Source organism: Streptomyces sp. NPDC006294, from assembly GCF_042870895.1.
Classification (GTDB): domain Bacteria; phylum Actinomycetota; class Actinomycetes; order Streptomycetales; family Streptomycetaceae; genus Streptomyces.
Genome location: NZ_JBIAHV010000007.1, coordinates 47,028 through 62,989, shown reverse-complemented (window position 1 = coordinate 62,989; position 15,962 = coordinate 47,028). Strand labels below are relative to the sequence as shown.

At 72.3% G+C, this 15,962-nt stretch carries 13 protein-coding genes; 6 read left to right on the top strand and 7 right to left on the bottom strand.

The window, feature by feature from the left end:
* Positions 1–86: 86 nt before the first annotated feature.
* Entirely contained in the window at positions 87–3,029 is a 2,943-nt protein-coding gene (locus ACFYOP_RS13870) for an ABC transporter substrate-binding protein (RefSeq protein ID WP_356897168.1), read from the top strand.
* A 58-nt stretch (positions 3,030–3,087) separates the two neighbouring features.
* Here ACFYOP_RS13870 and ACFYOP_RS13865 read toward each other — a convergent pair whose 3' ends face one another.
* Entirely contained in the window at positions 3,088–3,306 is a 219-nt protein-coding gene (locus tag ACFYOP_RS13865) for a hypothetical protein (RefSeq protein WP_356897314.1), read from the bottom strand.
* 254 nt (positions 3,307–3,560) lie between these two features.
* Entirely contained in the window at positions 3,561–5,579 is a 2,019-nt protein-coding gene (locus tag ACFYOP_RS13860; protein WP_356897166.1) for a thioredoxin domain-containing protein, read from the bottom strand.
* Between the two features lie 134 nt (positions 5,580–5,713).
* Here ACFYOP_RS13860 and ACFYOP_RS13855 point away from each other — a divergent pair, with 134 nt between their 5' ends.
* Positions 5,714–8,917, top strand: coding sequence for a tetratricopeptide repeat protein (locus ACFYOP_RS13855; RefSeq protein WP_356897164.1), 3,204 nt, complete (start codon positions 5,714–5,716; stop codon positions 8,915–8,917).
* A 26-nt stretch (positions 8,918–8,943) separates the two neighbouring features.
* Positions 8,944–9,342: a signal peptidase I gene (locus ACFYOP_RS13850; RefSeq protein ID WP_356897162.1), complete on the top strand. Its 399-nt coding sequence runs from the start codon at positions 8,944–8,946 to the stop codon at positions 9,340–9,342.
* A gap of 69 nt (positions 9,343–9,411) precedes the next feature.
* Here ACFYOP_RS13850 and ACFYOP_RS13845 read toward each other — a convergent pair whose 3' ends face one another.
* Positions 9,412–9,660: a hypothetical protein gene (locus tag ACFYOP_RS13845; protein ID WP_356897160.1), complete on the bottom strand. Its 249-nt coding sequence runs from the start codon at positions 9,658–9,660 to the stop codon at positions 9,412–9,414.
* Positions 9,653–10,534 carry a mycothiol conjugate amidase Mca gene (gene mca, locus ACFYOP_RS13840; protein ID WP_356897158.1) on the bottom strand — a complete coding sequence of 294 codons (882 nt, stop codon included), beginning with the start codon at positions 10,532–10,534 and terminating at the stop codon, positions 9,653–9,655. Before mca ends, ACFYOP_RS13845 begins: the two co-directional genes overlap by 8 nt.
* A gap of 97 nt (positions 10,535–10,631) precedes the next feature.
* On the opposite strand from mca, the gene ACFYOP_RS13835 reads away from it, so the two are divergent.
* A complete protein-coding gene (locus ACFYOP_RS13835; RefSeq protein WP_356897156.1) occupies positions 10,632–11,039 on the top strand; it encodes a DUF4307 domain-containing protein in 408 nt (135 codons plus the stop codon).
* 161 nt (positions 11,040–11,200) lie between these two features.
* Complete coding sequence (greA, locus tag ACFYOP_RS13830; protein ID WP_356897154.1) at positions 11,201–11,698, top strand: transcription elongation factor GreA; 498 nt, start codon at positions 11,201–11,203, stop codon at positions 11,696–11,698.
* 101 nt (positions 11,699–11,799) lie between these two features.
* On the opposite strand, the gene ACFYOP_RS13825 is transcribed toward greA, so the two are convergent.
* From ACFYOP_RS13825 to ilvA, 3 genes are all read right to left on the bottom strand, one after another.
* Positions 11,800–12,657, bottom strand: a complete 858-nt coding sequence (locus ACFYOP_RS13825) for an ABC transporter permease (protein ID WP_356897152.1) — start codon at positions 12,655–12,657, stop codon at positions 11,800–11,802.
* Entirely contained in the window at positions 12,654–13,676 is a 1,023-nt protein-coding gene (locus ACFYOP_RS13820) for an ATP-binding cassette domain-containing protein (protein WP_388451508.1), read from the bottom strand. The genes ACFYOP_RS13825 and ACFYOP_RS13820 overlap by 4 nt, the downstream gene beginning before the upstream one ends.
* A gap of 244 nt (positions 13,677–13,920) precedes the next feature.
* On the bottom strand, positions 13,921–15,150 hold the full coding sequence (gene ilvA, locus ACFYOP_RS13815; RefSeq protein WP_356897148.1) for a threonine ammonia-lyase: 1,230 nt from the start codon (positions 15,148–15,150) through the stop codon (positions 13,921–13,923).
* Between the two features lie 253 nt (positions 15,151–15,403).
* On the opposite strand from ilvA, the gene ACFYOP_RS13810 reads away from it, so the two are divergent.
* Positions 15,404–15,955, top strand: coding sequence for a MarR family winged helix-turn-helix transcriptional regulator (locus ACFYOP_RS13810; protein WP_388451506.1), 552 nt, complete (start codon positions 15,404–15,406; stop codon positions 15,953–15,955).
* Positions 15,956–15,962 lie beyond the last annotated feature (7 nt).

The following is a 15,962-nucleotide window of genomic DNA, read 5'->3' as shown; positions in this document are numbered from 1 at the left end:
CTAATCGTGTCCGACGATCCCCCGGGGGCGGGGTTCAGAAGCGGGGGGCGGCGTTGCAAGCGCTGGATGCGGCAGATCCGCGGCAGGTGGGACGGTATCGGATCCTCGCGCGCCTGGGCGCGGGCGGCATGGGCCGTGTGTACCTGGGGCGTTCGACCAGCGGCCGGATGGTCGCGGTCAAGGTGGTCCGCGACGAACTGGCCGGGGATCCCGAGTTCCAGCGGCGGTTCGCCCGCGAGGTCGAGGCCGCCCGAAGGGTCACCGGATTCTTCACCGCCGCCGTGGTCGACGCCGACCCCACCGGCTCGCCCGCCTGGCTCGCCACCGCGTACGTCCCGGGGCTGCCGCTCGACGAGGCCGTGCACAGCCACGGGGCGTGGCCCCGGCGGTCGTTGCTCGTCCTGGGAGCCGGACTCGTCGAAGCCCTGGAAGCCATCCACGGCGTGGGACTCATCCACCGCGACCTGAAGCCGTCGAACGTGCTGCTCGCCGGCGACGGGCCCCGGGTCATCGACTTCGGCATCTCGATCGTCACCGAGGCCAGCTCCCTCACCCAGACCGGCATGGTCGTCGGAACCCCCGGGTTCATGTCACCGGAACAGGTGACGGGACAGCCCGTCGGCCCCGCCGGCGACGTGTTCTCGCTGGGCGCGGTGCTGGCGTTCGCCGCCACCGGGACGGGCCCGTTCGGCAACGGCGCCCCGCACTCCGTGAACTTCCGTGCCGTGTACCAGGAGCCGGTCCTGAACGGGCTGCCGCCGGGCACGGAGTTCATCGGCCGGTGCCTGCAGAAGGACCCCGCCCTGCGGCCCACCGTGCCCCAACTGCTTGCGGAGTTCGCTCGGTTGCTCGGTGACGCCAACGGGCACACGCTCACCGGCCGGGTGCCGAGGGAGAGCGAATGGCTCCCGGAGGCGGTGGCCACGGCCCTCGCCCGCCAGACGTCCGGGGCCGCCGCCGACGCCCCCTCGAACATCACACCGGTCCCCCCGTCCGACCCCCGGATCGATCTGGCCAAGCGCCCCGCGGCGCCGCCCGCCCCGCCCCTTCCGCCGACCGCGCCGCCGTACGCCCCCGACGCAGCCGCACCCGGCTACGGGCCGCCTCAGCAGCACCCCGCGCCGCACGTCCATCAGCAGCCCTTCGTCACCGGGCCGCCCGCCGGATACTCCACGGCCCCGGCCGGGCGCCCGGTGCACGGGCCCGCCAGGGGCCGCCGGATCGCGGCGATCGGCGTCGCCGTGGCTCTCGTCGCCGGCGGCGGCATCACCGCTCTCGTACTGAACCAGGAGAGCGACAAGGGCCGGAAGGTGTCGACCGACAGGGGAACGGACAAGGGAACGGGCGAGGGAACGGGCGGCCAGAGCCCCCCGCCCGCGGCCGCCGGCTTCAACGCCGCGGTCGGGCACGTCGTCAACCCCTCGGACAAGAAGGGCGGCACCCTCCGCCTGGTCAGCTCGTCGGACGCCGACTCCTGGGACCCGGGCCGCTCGTACTACGGGTGGGTCTGGAACATGCAGCGGCTGTACGCCCGCACGCTGTTGACGTACTCCCCCCGGCCCGGCAAGGAAGGCCTGGACCTCGTCCCGGACCTCGCCGCGGCCCAGCCGCGGGTGTCCGCCGACGGCAGGACCTACACCGTCAAGCTGCGGCCCGGCCTCACGTTCGCGGACGGTTCGCCCATCACGGCCGCGGACGTCAAGTACGGCATCGAGCGCGTCTTCGCGCAGGATGTCATCAGCGGCGGTCCCACGTACCTCATCGAGGCGCTGGACCAGAAGCAGAACTATCCGGGCCCGTACGAGGACTCGGCGTCGCCCGGGCTGCGGTCGATCGACACGCCGGACAGTCGCACGCTCGTCTTCCGGCTGGCGAAGGCCGACTCCCAGTTCCCGTATCTGCTCGCCATGGGCGCGACGGCGCCCGTCCCGCAGCAGAAGGACACCGGCGCCGAGTACGGGGCGGAGCCCGTCTCGTCCGGTCCGTACCGGTTCGAGTCGTACCAGCCCGGCCGGAAGCTGGTGCTCGTCCGCAACGAGCACTGGGACCGCGAGACCGACCCGATCCGCAGGGCGCTGCCGGACCGCATCGAACTGACCGTCCTCGGCGACCCCGCCGAGGTGGACGCCCGGCTGCTGGACGGCCGGGCCCACCTGGACGTCTCCCAGGCCGGCCTGTCCGAGACCGGCACCGCCAGGGTGCTGCGGAGCCCGGACCTCAAGGCCGCCGCCGACAACCCGTACCGCGGCTACATACGCTTCGCCGTGGTCGCCTCCAAGACCGCCCCCTTCGACGACGTGCACTGCCGCAAGGCGGTGATGTACGCGGCGGACACCAACGACCTGCGCACCGCACGCGGCGGTCCGACGGCCGGTTCGCTGCACGGAAACATGCTGCCCCCGACGCTCCTCGGCGCGGACGACCACGACCCGTTCGGCCTGACCGACGGCAAGCCCGACCTCGACAGGGCCAAGAAGGAGCTGAAGGCCTGCGGCAAACCGGGCGGCTTCACCACCAAGATCGCCGTACGCAGCGACAACGCCAAGGACGTCCAGGCCGCGGCCGCCCTGCAGAACAGTCTGAAGGCCGCCGGGATCACGCTGGAGACGGACCGGTACGAGGACTTCGCGGCCTTCTACGAGCACATCGGCTCGCCGGCCTCGATCAGGAAGAAGGGCACGGGCCTGTTCCTGCTGGGATGGGGCGCCGACTACCCCACCGGCTCCGGTTTCCTCCAGCCGCTGGCCGACAGCCGTCTGATCACTCCCCGGGGCAGCACCAACTACGCCCAGGTCGACGACCCCCGGATCGACGAGATGTTCGACAAGGCGTCCGCGGCGACCGACAGCGCCGCGGCCGAACGGATCCACCGGTCGATCAACCACCGGCTCACCGACGGCGCGTACTACCTGCCGTTCGTCGCCGACAAGGCGGTGAACTACCGCAGTCCGCGGCTGACCAACGTCTACGTCCACGAGGCGTACAACGTGATCGACATCGCGACGCTCGGTACCGGCACCGGTTCCTGACGCGGCGACCGGCCCCCCGCTGCGCGGGCAACGGGGGGCCGGTCGCGGTCTGCGGCGCTCACCGCCCGCGCACGTCCCCCTTCCCGCACGCCACGCCGTCCCGGTTCGGGTCGAGCCGCAGCGGGTCGTCGCCGCCGTTGACCTTCAGGCGGCCGTAGTCGTGATCGGTGAGCCAGGTGCAGCGGGTGGGCCAGCAGCTCGGGGCGGAGCCCGGTCCCGCCCTCCGGCCGGTCGAAACGTGTCGCCGCGAGGTCTCCGGCGTGCGCCAGGCGTGCATCTACCACCACAGCGTGACGCCGCCATCCAGAACTGCGCCAGCGAAATGGCAGCGACCAACAGCGATATGAGCAGGTGAAAGGCCCCCCTGCCCAGTGCCGCGGCAGGCCCCCTGGCCGTCGGCACGTACTTCCCCACGCGCGTCACTCCCCAATACGCGCGCCAACAGTACGCGCGCCAACGCTTGTGCGTTCAGGACAATAGAGGCGGAGGTTTCGTTCCGGGGCCTGTCCCTTGAATACAGATGTTCCGGTCTCAGACGGTGAGTTTCCGGGCAAGTTCTGTTGCGCTTGTGGTCGGTGAATCGCACACAAAGCCACGGCAGACGTACGCGGCCGAACTCCCGTTCACCAAGGGCCGGTCCCGCAGCAGCGGGAACTCGTCACCGTCCGGCTCCCCGGCCGCGACCGCCGCGCCCGGCGCGGTGCCCATCAGCGCAGTCAGATGCAGCTCGCGCGCCGCCGGATCGCCGGCCCCGCCGACGACGGCCACCTCGCGCGGGCCGTCGAGCAGCGCCTCCGCCACCGCGAGCCCCCACCCGGTGAACCGCGGCGCGCGCGGCCCGAGCGCCTTCACCACGCCGAGCGCCCCTTCCGCGGCGGTGCGGTGCGCCTCGGATCCCGTGTGCGCCGCGTACAGCAGCAGCGCGCCCGCGGCCGCCGCCCAGCCGGAGGGGGCCGCGTTGTCCGTGGGGTCCTGGGGGCGGCGGATCAGCCGCTCCGCGTCGTGCGCGGTGTCGTACAGCGCGCCGCCCTCTGCGGTGAACCGGTCGATGACCATGTCCAGCAGGAAACCGGCGAATTCCAGCCAGGAGCCGTCGCCGGCGACCGCCGCCAGCGCCAGGAAGCCCTCGGCGACGTCCGCGTAGTCCTCCAGCACACCGGTGTGCGGACCGGCCGAGCCGTCCTTGGAGGTACGGGCGAGCTGCACACCGCCGGCCGAGAAGTCCATGTGCACCCGGACCAGCAGGTCCGCCGCCTCCGTGGCCCGTTCGACCAGGTCGGGCCGGTCGAAGTACGCCCCCGTCTCGGCGAGCGCGGCGATCGCGAGCCCGTTCCAGGCGGCCACGATCTTGTCGTCGCGGCCGGGGCGCGGGCGCTGCTCCCGTGCCGCGAGCAGCCTGCTGCGGATGTCCTGGTCGGCGTCCCCGTGCGGCAGTTGGAGCACGGAGGCGCCCTCCTCGAAGGTGCCCTCCTCCGTCACGCCGAACAGCCGGGCCGCCCGCTCCCCGTCCTCGTCGCCGAGCGCCTCGCGCAGCTGCGCGGGCGTCCACACGTAGAACGCGCCCTCGGCGTGCCCGCCCTCCGGCGTGTCGCTGTCGGCGTCCAGCGCGGAGGCGAAGCCGCCCTCGGCCGTGCGCAGTTCCCGCACCAGGAAGTCGGCGGTCTCCAGCGCGACGCGCCGGGCGAGGTCGCTGCCGGTGGACCGCCACAGGTGGGCGTAGACGCGGCACAGCAGCGCGTTGTCGTAGAGCATCTTCTCGAAGTGGGGCACCACCCACTCCCGGTCCACCGAGTAGCGGGCGAAGCCGCCGCCGAGCTGGTCGTAGATCCCGCCGCGGGCCATCGCCTCACAGGTGTCCGCGGCCATCTCCAGCGCCCCCTCGGCCCCGGTGCGCGCATGGTGGCGCAGCAGGAACTCCAGGACCATCGACGGCGGGAACTTGGGCGCCCCGCCGAACCCCTTGTGCCGCTCGTCGTAGTCCCGCGTCAGCCCGAGCAGCGCCTGCGCGAGCTCGTCCTCGCCGGGCACGCCGTCGCCGCCGAACGCCAGCGAACGCCCGGCGAGGTCGGCCGTGATCCGCTGCGCGACCTCGCCGACCTCGTCCCGCCGCTCCGTCCACGCCGTGCCGACGCCCTCCAGCACCTGCCGGAACGACGGCATGCCGTGGCGCGGCTCGGGTGGGAAGTACGTGCCGAAGTAGAACGGCTCCCCCTCGGCGTTCATGAACACGGACATGGGCCAGCCGCCCTGGCCGGTCGCCGCCTGCACGGCCTCCATGTAGACGGCGTCGACGTCCGGCCGCTCCTCGCGGTCGACCTTGATGTTGACGAAGTGCTCGTTCATGTACGCGGCGGTCGCCGGGTCCTCGAAGCTTTCGTGAGCGAGAACATGACACCAGTGGCAGGAGCTGTACCCCACGCTCAGGAAGACCGGCACATCGCGCCGTCGCGCCTCCTCGAACGCGTCGGGCTCCCACTCCCACCAGTCGACGGGGTTCTCGGCGTGCTGAAGGAGGTACGGGGACGTGGCCTGCGCAAGTCGGTTCGCCATACCCCCAATCCTCGCGCACGGCGTCCGGCGGCGCCCGCACGGCACGGTCGGGCCCGTGTCCGCGTCACCGGAAACTTGACGGCCGCCGCATCTGGGTAGCTGAACCGCACCGGAGCTCTTCGAGGGGGACGCATATGCGGGACGGCCACCGGGCTGAAGCGGAGCGGCTGTTGGCACGGGCCGTGGAGGAGGACGTACGGCGCGCGGGAGCGGGCGCCGACGCGGGGACGCTGCTCGCCCGCGGCCGGGCCGCCCTGGACGTCTTGGCGGCGAGCGCGGGCGAGGAGTACGCGGCGTACGAGCGGGCGCTCGCGGAGGTCGAGGCCGGACAGCGGCCGCTGTCCGAGTGGTTCAGCCGCGCGAACATCGGGGCGCCCGCCCTGGTCACCGCCGTCGCGGCCGTCGCCGCGTTCGGCGCGGACGTGGCGCTCGGCACGGCGACGGGCACCGCCCTGGGCGCGGGCGCCGCCGTCGCGGCGGCGGGGGCGGCGACCACCGTCGCCAGGGCGACCGCCTCGCACTGGCCCGCCGCGCACCGCAGGGCGGGGGCGCTCGCGCAGCCGGGCGGCGTGGAGCAGCTGCGGCTGCAGTGGCTGACGGCGCTGGAGGTACGGGGCATCCGACCGTTCCTGGACCAGCAGCGGATGCTGGCGTCCGCGACACGGCCGGCCGCCGCCAAGAAGGCCGCCGTCACACCGCCGCGGCGGACCGCCGACCGGTCCGCGGCCGCCCGGCGCAGGTCGGTGCTGGAGCAGTCGTTCGGCCATCTCCCCCAGCCCGACGGCCCGTTCGCCGGCCGGCACGAGCAGCTGGCGCAGATCACCCAGTGGGTGCACGCGGCCCGCGCGGCGACCCGGACCCGGCCGGTCGTGGTGGTGCTCCACGGCGAGCCGGGCTCGGGACGCACGACACTCGCGGTGCGCGCCGCGCACCATCTGAAGGACCTGTTCCGCGGCGCGTGCGTGGTCGACCTGCGGGGCGGGAGCGAGCAGCCGCTGCCCACACGTGACGCGCTGCTGCACCTGCTGAACCGGCTGGGCGCGCCGCGCGAGCAGCTGCTGTTCCGGGAGCGGTCGTCGGCGGACCAGCAGTCGCGGCGACTCGGCGAGCTGTACCACCAGTATCTGACCGGGCTGCCGGTGACGGTGGTGCTCGACGACGCGAGCGATCCGCAGCAGGTGCGCGCGCTGGTCCCCGAGCGGTCGGACAGCCTGGTCCTGGTCACCGCCCGCGCCCCGCTGGACCTGCCCGACGACATCCCGGCGCGGGTCCACCAGCTCCCCGTCGAGGCGCTGGACACGGCGGCCGCGGCGGAGCTGCTGCGGGCCGCCGCGCCGGAGCCTGCGCCGGAGCCGTACGACGGCCGGGCGGTCGAAAGCGTGCGCGACCTGTGCGGCGGGCTGCCGCTGGCGCTGCGGATCGCCGGCTCGTCGCTCGGCGAGCGTTCCATGGACCGCCTGGCGACGGACCTGGCGACGTACGGGGCGAACGGCCCGGTCGAGCGGGCGCTGTGGCTGAGCTGCGGCGACCGGTCCGAGCAGACACGGCGGCTGCTGCGCCGGCTCGCGCTGGTGGGGCGGGCGTCGCTCGGCCCCGCGGCCGCGGCGGCGCTGCTGGCGACGGACGAGCAGGAGGCGAAACGGCTGCTGGAGGAGCTGGCGCGGGCGGGACTGGTCGACCGGGTGCGTTCCGAGCGCTTCCGGCTGCACGACGCGGTGCGCGGTTTCGCACGGGCCCGGCTGCTGGACGAGGAGGACGCCGCGGACCGCGCGGCCGCGCAGGAGCGGCTGATCCGCAACTACGCCGAGCTGGCGGGCGCGGTGATCCGCATGGTCGACGGCAAGATGTCGACCCGCACGGGGAGGTTCGGCGCGTACGGCTTCCCCTCGCTCGACGCGGCGCTGCGCTGGCTGGACGACGAGTCGAGCTTCATCACCTCGGCGCTGCGCCACGCGGAGGGCGTGGACCAGCAGACCGTGCTCGACCTGCTGAGCGCGCTGTGCGACTACTGCCTGCTGCGCGGCGACCTCTACCGGCTCGGTGAGATCGGCGAGCTGACCCAGGGCCTCGACCAGGGGCTGATGGAACGCTCGGTGCGCTGGCGTACGGGTATCGCGGCCCGGCAGCTCGGCGAGCTGGACACGGCCCGCACGACGCTGTCGTCGGTGGTGGGCCTGTACCGGGAGGCGCAGCAGGACGCGGGCGCGGCGCTCGCGCTGTGCTCGCTGGGGATCACGCTGCACCACCAGGGCAATCTGACCGAGGCGGCGGCCAGGCTGCACGAGGCGATCCTGCTCCAGTCCCCGTCCGAGCAGGCCGAGGACCGCGCCTGGTCGCTGCACGCCCTCGCCGCCGTGGAACGCGACCGGGCCGATCTCGCGGAGGCGCTGCGGCTGCTGGACGCGGCGCTGCTGCTGCACCGGGAGGGCGAGTCCCTGCACGGCGAGGCCTGGACGCTGTACCACCGGGGCCAGGTGTGTCTGCGGATGGGGGACGTACCCGCCGCCGAGTCGGCCCTGCGGGACGCGCTGGACCTGTACGGACGCACCCGCGACGGCCGCGGCGAGGCGTGGGCGCTGACCCAGCTCGCCCGGGCCAGGCTCGTCGACGGCGACCCGGCCCCCGCGCTCGACGCCCTGCGCCGGGCGCTGGCGCGGCACCGCGACAACGAGGACGCGCGCGGCGAGGCGTGGACCCTGTACTACCTGGGCCAGGCCCTGGAGGAGTCCGGCGACCGCGACCAGGCGGTACGTGAACTGGAGCGCGCCCGGACGATGTTCTCCCGGATGCGGGACGTGTACGGGCTGGCCTGCGCCCGCCACCACTCGGGCCGGGTCACCCGCGACCAGCTCGCGGCCCGCACGGGCAGTCTGCGCAACTCGGGCTTCGCCCGTCAGCTCCTGGTCGACGCCCGCGCCGACTTCGCCCGCATCGGCGTCGCCCACGGCGAGGCGTGGACCTGCCTGGAACTGGCGATGATCGACGCCGGCAACAACCGCGCGCGGCAGGCCCTGGAGCTGTGCGACACGGCGGCGTCCCTGTTCGCCTCGTACCGCGACGAACGAGGCGCCGACTGGGCCCGTTTCCTGCGCTGCACCCTTCTCCCGTACGCCTCCCCGGGCGGCGTCGAGGTCGGCACGGTGGTGGCCCAGGAGGAGCTGTCCCGGCTGATGGCCGCGCGCCACGCGGCGCGCGACACCAAACTGGAGGACTGCGCGGAGGCGCTGGCGGTGATGCTGGAGCGCGGCGTCCGCCTGGAGGACGGCTGGCAGGCCTGGCACCTGAACCTGGTCCCGAACCGCCACGCACGGGAGGTCATGGGCGTGCCGGTGAAGTGACGGGCCGGGCGGATACCGTCCCGGACATGCGGGACGACGCGGACGACGGCGTGTACGTGGGCAACGCGGGCAAGGACGCGGCGCTGGACCACGGGTGGCTGCTCGGGCACTTCAAGGACGCCGGCGATCCCCGGCACAGCGAGGCCGTGGAGATCAAGTGGGGCGTCCACCCGCCCGGCGAGGAGCGCGCCCGGTGGGTGGCCGGCGAGCGGCGCACGGCGCTGCTCGTCCTGATCAGCGGCCGCTTCCGGGTCCGTTTCCCCGGCCGGGACGTCCTGCTGACGGAGCAGGGCGACTACGTGGTGTGGGGCCGCGGGGTGGACCACTCATGGGTGGCGGAGGAGGAGTCGGTCGTCCTCACCGTCCGCTGGCCCTCCGTGCCGGGCTACGCCGTGCGGCCGCCCGGGGAGGCGACGGGGCCGTGACGCACACGTCGTGACTCCGCGGCACCGGCGGGGGCCGTGGAGTCACGACGGCGAAGACTGTCCGGCGCGTCAGGCCGTCGAGCCGCCGGCCTGCTTCCGCGAGGGGGCGGCGGCCGTGTCCGGCTCCGGCTCCTCCTCGAAGTTCACGCGGCCCATGTGGCGGTTCATGGACTTCATCAGGGCCCACACCCCCACTGCCAGCGCCGCGAAGACGAGGAAGCCCAGGACGCCCGGGGTGACCTTGTTCTCGTCGAGCTCCTTGGCGAGGGTGGCCATGTGAGTCATTGCGAGGTGTGCGCTTGCGCTCATGTCAGACATTGTCCCGGATGCCCGCGAAGAGGTCGTCCTCGGGGAGGGAGGTGTCCACGAGCGACTTGGCCAGCTCGTACTCCTCGGTCGGCCAGACCTCCTTCTGGATCTCCATCGGGACGCGGAACCAGCCGCCCTCGGGGTCGATCTGCGTGGCGTGCGCGATCAGGGCGCGGTCACGGGTCTCGAAGAAGTCGGCGCAGGGCACGTACGTGGTCAGCGTCCGCTCCTCGCGCTGGAACTCCTTCCAGCGCTCCAGCCACTCCCCGTAGGGGGACTCCAGGCCGCGCGCCAGCAGCGCCTCGTGGAGGGCGACGGTCCGGGGGCGGTTGAAGCCCTGGTTGTAGTAGAGCTTCAGGGGCCGGTGGGCCGGGCCGTACTCGGGCTCGGGGAACTTCTCCGCGTCGGCCGCTCCGTCGAACGCCACCGTCGAGATCTTGTGGGTCATGATGTGGTCGGGGTGCGGGTAGCCGCCGTTCTCGTCGTAGGTCGTGATGACCTGCGGACGGAAGGCCCGGATCCTGCGCACCAGTTCCCCGGCCGCCTTGTCGATGTCCTCGAGGGCGAAGCAGCCCTGCGGGAGCGGCGGCAGCGGGTCGCCCTCCGGCAGGCCGGAGTCGACGAAGCCGAGCCAGTCCTGCTTGACGCCGAGGATCTCGCGGGCCTCGTCCATCTCCTTCCGGCGGACCTCGTGGATGTTCTCCTCGATGGAGGCGTCGCCCTGGAGCTTGGGGTTGAGGATGGAGCCGCGCTCGCCCCCGGTGCAGGTCACGACCAGCACGTCCACCCCCTCGGACACATACTTGGCCATCGTCGCCGCACCCTTGCTCGACTCGTCGTCGGGGTGGGCGTGCACGGCCATCAGTCGCAGCTGCTCAGTCAAGACTCGATCCTCAATGAATAGTCGCGTCGTGCAACTTCTATAGTGACGGAATCGGTGGCGGGAAAATTCCGGCCTCCGGCGCTCGAAAGGAACGATCATGGCGGTTGCCGGCGACAAGCTCCCCCAGGGGCGGTACGGGCGATCCGCCGACGCACGCGCGGACCGCACGCTGCGGATCGTGGGCGCCGTGCTCGGCGCCGTCATGCTCGGCCTCGTCGGCTGGTTCGGCTACGACCACGTCGCGGGGACGAAGATCAGCGCCGAAGTGATCAAGTTCGACGTCACGGAGGGCGTCGACGAGGTCCAGGTGCACCTCGAGGTGCGCAAGGACGAGCGGGCCGCCGGCAGCTGCACACTGCGCGCCCTCGCGGAGGACGGCGGCGAGGTGGGCCGGCTCGACGTGCGGATCGACGAGTCGGGCGGGAGCCGTGTCGACCAGGTCGTGAAGATCCGTACGACCCGGCCGGCGACGGCCGCGGAGCTGCTGGGCTGCACCGCCACCTGACCCCGGCGCGCCGCGCTGAGCTGGGATTCCTTATCTGCCGCGGGTTTCGTTCTCCCCCTTTGGCGTCGGAATTGTTAGGCTCGTGGTTTCGCCCGCCCAGGGAGGAACATCCTTCTTGGTAGGGCGATGCTTTGTATTCCCAGTACCTACGAGGAGCACCTGTGACCCAGACCAGCGACAACGTCACCTGGCTTACCCAGGAGGCGTACAACCAGCTCAAGGCCGAGCTGGAGTACCTGTCTGGTCCCGCGCGCACCGAGATCGCCAAGAAGATCGAGGCTGCGCGTGAGGAGGGCGACCTGCGGGAGAACGGCGGGTACCACGCGGCCAAGGAGGAGCAGGGCAAGCAGGAGCTCCGTGTGCGCCAGCTGACCCAGCTCCTGGACAACGCGAAGGTGGGCGAGGCCCCGGCCGACGACGGCATCGTCGAGCCCGGCATGGTCGTCACCATCGCGTTCGACGGCGACGAGAACGACACTCTGACGTTCCTGATGGCGTCCCGCGAGTACGCGAGCACCGACATCGAGACGTACTCGCCGCAGTCGCCGCTGGGCGTCGGCGTGAACGGCAAGAAGGTCGGCGACGACGCGGAGTACGAGCTGCCCAACGGCAGGACCGCCTCCGTGAAGATCCTCGCGGCCAAGCCGTACTCCGCCTGACACGGCACGGGCCAGCCCCGGCCTGTACGCGGAAGGGGCCGGACCGCGTCGCGCGGTCCGGCCCCTTCCGCATGCGGATCGGGGCGGGGCCCCGTCGTCCCTCAGGCGGCGGCCGAGCGGTACTTGCGGACGGCCAGGGTCCGGAAGACCACCAGGATCAGCACCGACCACAGCACCGAGGCCAGGATCGGGTGCTGCATGGGCCAGGCGTCCGACGCCCGGAAGCCGGGCGGCAGATTGCCGAACAGCTCACGGCACGCCTGGACCGTGGCGCTGAACGGGTTCCACTCGGCGATGTGCCGCAGGAAGGCCGGCATCTTGTTGGCGTCCACGAAGGCGTTGGAGATGAACGTCAGCGGGAACAGCCAGATCAGTCCGCCGGAGGTGGCCGCCTCGGGCGTGCGCACCGTGAGGCCGATCAGGGCGCCGATCCAGGAGAACGCGTAGCCCAGCAGGAGCAGCAGCACGAAGCCGAGCAGCACCTTGCCGATGTTCTCGTGGACCCGCCAGCCGACGATGAGGGCGACGACCGCGAGCACCACGAGGGTGAGCGCGGTCTGCACCAGGTCGGCGAGCGTACGTCCGGTGAGGACCGCGCCGCGTGCCATGGGCAGCGAGCGGAACCGGTCGACGAGGCCCTTGTGCATGTCGTCGGCGATGCCCGCGCCCGCGCCCGCCGTGGCGAAGGTGACGGTCTGGGCGAAGATGCCCGCCATCAGGAATTCCCGGTAGTCCGAGGCCTCGGTGGAGCCGCCCACCTCGATGGAACCGCCGAAGACGTAGGTGAACAGCACGACGAACATGATCGGCTGGATCAGGCCGAAGATGACCATCTCGGGGATGCGCATCATCCTGATCAGATTGCGCTTGGCGACGACCAGTGAGTCGTTGACCGACTGGCTGATGCCGCCCTTGGGCCGGGGCGCCGCGATCGGCGGGGTCTTGGTGGTGACGCTCACTTCGCGCCCTCCTTCGTGGACTCGTCGCCGGAGGCGTCGGCCGCCGTGTCGGCCGCGTCGGCGGCGGACTCGCCCGGGACCTCGGCCGCGTGGCCGGTCAGCGAGATGAAGACGTCGTCGAGGGTGGGGCGGCGCAGACCGATGTCGTCGATCTCGACGCCCCGGCTGTCGAGGTCGCGGATGACCTCGGCGAGCAGCTTGCCGCCGCCGGTGACCGGGACGGTCAGCTTGCGGGTGTGCTCGGCGATCGCGACGTCGCCCTTGCCGTAGGGGGCGAGGACCTCGCGGGCCGGACCGATCTGCTCGCGCTCGTGCACGACGACCTCGACGCGTTCGCCGCCGGTGCGGGCCTTGAGCTGGTCGGCGGTGCCGCGGGCGATGACCTTGCCGTGGTCGACGACGCAGATCTCGTCGGCGAGGTGGTCGGCCTCCTCCAGGTACTGCGTGGTCAGCAGCAGGGTCGTACCGCCGCCGACCAGTTCCTGGATGACCTCCCACAGCTGCTGCCGGTTGCGCGGGTCGAGACCGGTCGTCGGCTCGTCCATGAACATCACGGGCGGCGAGACGACCAGCGCCGCGGCCAGGTCGAGCCTGCGGCGCATACCGCCGGAGTAGGTCTTGGCCGGGCGGTCCGCGGCGTCGGCCAGGTTGAAGCGCTCGAGGAGCTGCAGCGCCCGGGCCTTCGCGTCGCGGGCGCTCAACTGGTAGAGCTGTCCCACCATCTGGAGGTTCTCGCGGCCGGTCAGATACTCGTCGACGGCGGCGAACTGTCCGGAGAGGCCGATGGACCTGCGCACCTCGTTGGGGTGCTTGAGGACGTCGATGCCGGCGACGACGGCGGAGCCGCTGTCGGGCTGGAGCAGCGTGGTCAGTACACGCACGGTCGTGGTCTTGCCGGCGCCGTTGGGGCCGAGAAGTCCCAGGACCGTGCCTTCGGGGACGTCGAGATCGACGCCGTCCAGTGCCCGTACATCGCCGAAGGTCTTCACAAGACCCTCGGCGTAGATGGCGCCTGGCATAAAGCTCTCCCAAGGTGCAGATGAACGATGAACTGATGGTTCGGTGCGAACTGGCGGTTCCGTGCGAAGACTTGGCCGGCGGTCGTCCCGCCCCTCTGACGGGTGCACGGCAGGATTCCTCACCGTAACGCGATACATCGCGTCACTCAACCGCTTTGCCGGGACTCACGATGTGTCGCGTCGACGCCCGCGGGGTCGCCGCGAAACGGACGTCGGCCTTCCCCCTTGAAACAGCCGGCGGGGCTCAGCCCATCACCGTGTACCCCTCCGCGCGCAGCCTCGCCGCGACCTCTTCGCAGTGCTCGGGTCCCTTCGTCTCCAGGTGCAGCTCCACCTCCACCTCCGTGAGCCCGAGCCGCGGGTCGGTCCGTACATGGCTCACATCGAGAACATTGGCATCCGCCACTGACAACAGCCCGAGCAGACCGGCCAGCGCGCCCGGCCGGTCCGTCAACCGCAGCCGGAGCGACAGATACCGGCCCGCCGCCGCCATGCCGTGCCGCAGGATGCGCTGCATCAGCAGCGGATCCACGTTTCCCCCGGACAGCAGGGCGACGACCGGGCCCTCGAAGGACCGCGGATCGCTCAGCAGCGCCGCCACCGTGCTCGCCCCGGCGGGCTCGACCACCATCTTGGCCCGCTCCAGGCAGAGCAGCAGCGCGCTGGAGAGCGCGTCCTCGGAGACCGTACGGACCTCGTCCACAAGATCGCCAATGATTTTGAAGGGCACGTCACCGGGACGCCCGACCTTGATGCCGTCCGCCATCGTGGACGGCCGGCGGATCGACACCGGGTGCCCGGCCGCCAGCGAGGGCGGATACGCGGCGGCGCCCTCGGCCTGCACGCCGATCACCTTCACATCGGGGCGCAGCGCCTTCACCGCGACCGCGATGCCGGCCGCCAGTCCCCCGCCGCCGATCCCCACGACGATCGTCCGCACCTCCGGGCACTGCTCGAGGATCTCCAGACCCACCGTGCCCTGCCCGGCGATGATGTCCGGGTGGTCGAAGGGGTGGATGAGGACGGCGCCCGTCCGGCGCGCGTGGTCCTCCGCGGCGGCCAGCGTCTCGTCCACCACCTGCCCCTGCAGCCGGACCTCCGCCCCGTACTCCCTGGTCGCGGCGACCTTCGGCAGCGGGGCGCCGGCCGGCATGAAGACCGTGGACCGCACGCCCAGCAGCGACGACGCCAGCGCCACGCCCTGCGCGTGGTTGCCCGCGGACGCGGCGACGACCCCCGCGGCCCGCTCCTCGGGCCGCAGGCCGGCGATCCGCACGTACGCGCCGCGCAGCTTGAACGAGCCGGTGCGCTGCAGGTTCTCGCACTTGAGATGGACCGGCGCCCCCACCAGCCGCGACAGATGCCTGCTGCCCTCCATCGCCGTCACTCGGGCGACGCCGGACAGCATCTTCTGCGCACCCCGGACGTCGTCGAGGATCACGGAGGGAAGGATCTGGGGCGTACGGAAGCTCATGCCGCCAAGTCTGACAGTCCGGGCGCCGGGGGGCCGTGGCGTCCGGATCCCGGTCTCCGGGCACCGATAAGAGAACCGTCGCCGCACCGGCCGGCAGCGGCGGCCGAAGCCCGCGCCGGCACCGGGGCAACGGCCCGTACCGCCGCCGGAACAAGGCCCCGTACTGGATTGTGCAGCGCAGGTACGCACAGCCCCGGGGCCGCGTACTCTGTCCCCCACCACCCGACCACCGCACAAGAGAGCCCCCGCAGCCATGCCCACTTCTCAGGACATGACGACCACTGCGTCTGCCTCTCGGGGGACCACCTCCTCCGAAGCGCCCGGCGGCCCCGGTCTCCTCGATGCCCTCCAGCACCAGGTGGCCCTGTTCGCCCGTCGCGCGGAGCAGACCCGGCTCGGCGGAGTCGGCCAGGTCCGCAACTCGATGGACCGTGCCGCGTACCTGCTCCTCAACCGCCTCGACCTCGAAGGCCCCATGGGCGTCAAGGCGCTGGCCGCCGGAATGGGCATCGACTCCTCGACCGTGACCCGCCAGGTCGCGCCGCTCGTCGACAGCGGCCTCGTCAAACGCACCTCCCACCCGGAGGACGGCCGCGCCGTCGTGCTCCAGCTGTCCCCGCGCGGCCTCGCCCGGCTCGAAGAGGTCCGCGACTCACGGCGGGAGCTGATGGCCCAGGTCACGGACGGCTGGACGGAGGGCGAACGGGAATCGTTCTGCACTCTGCTCACCCGATTCAACGACTCGCTCTCCGCCCGGGCGTCCGGCCTCCCGCCGGGAGAGACGGATACGCCTCCGACCTCTTGACCCGGGG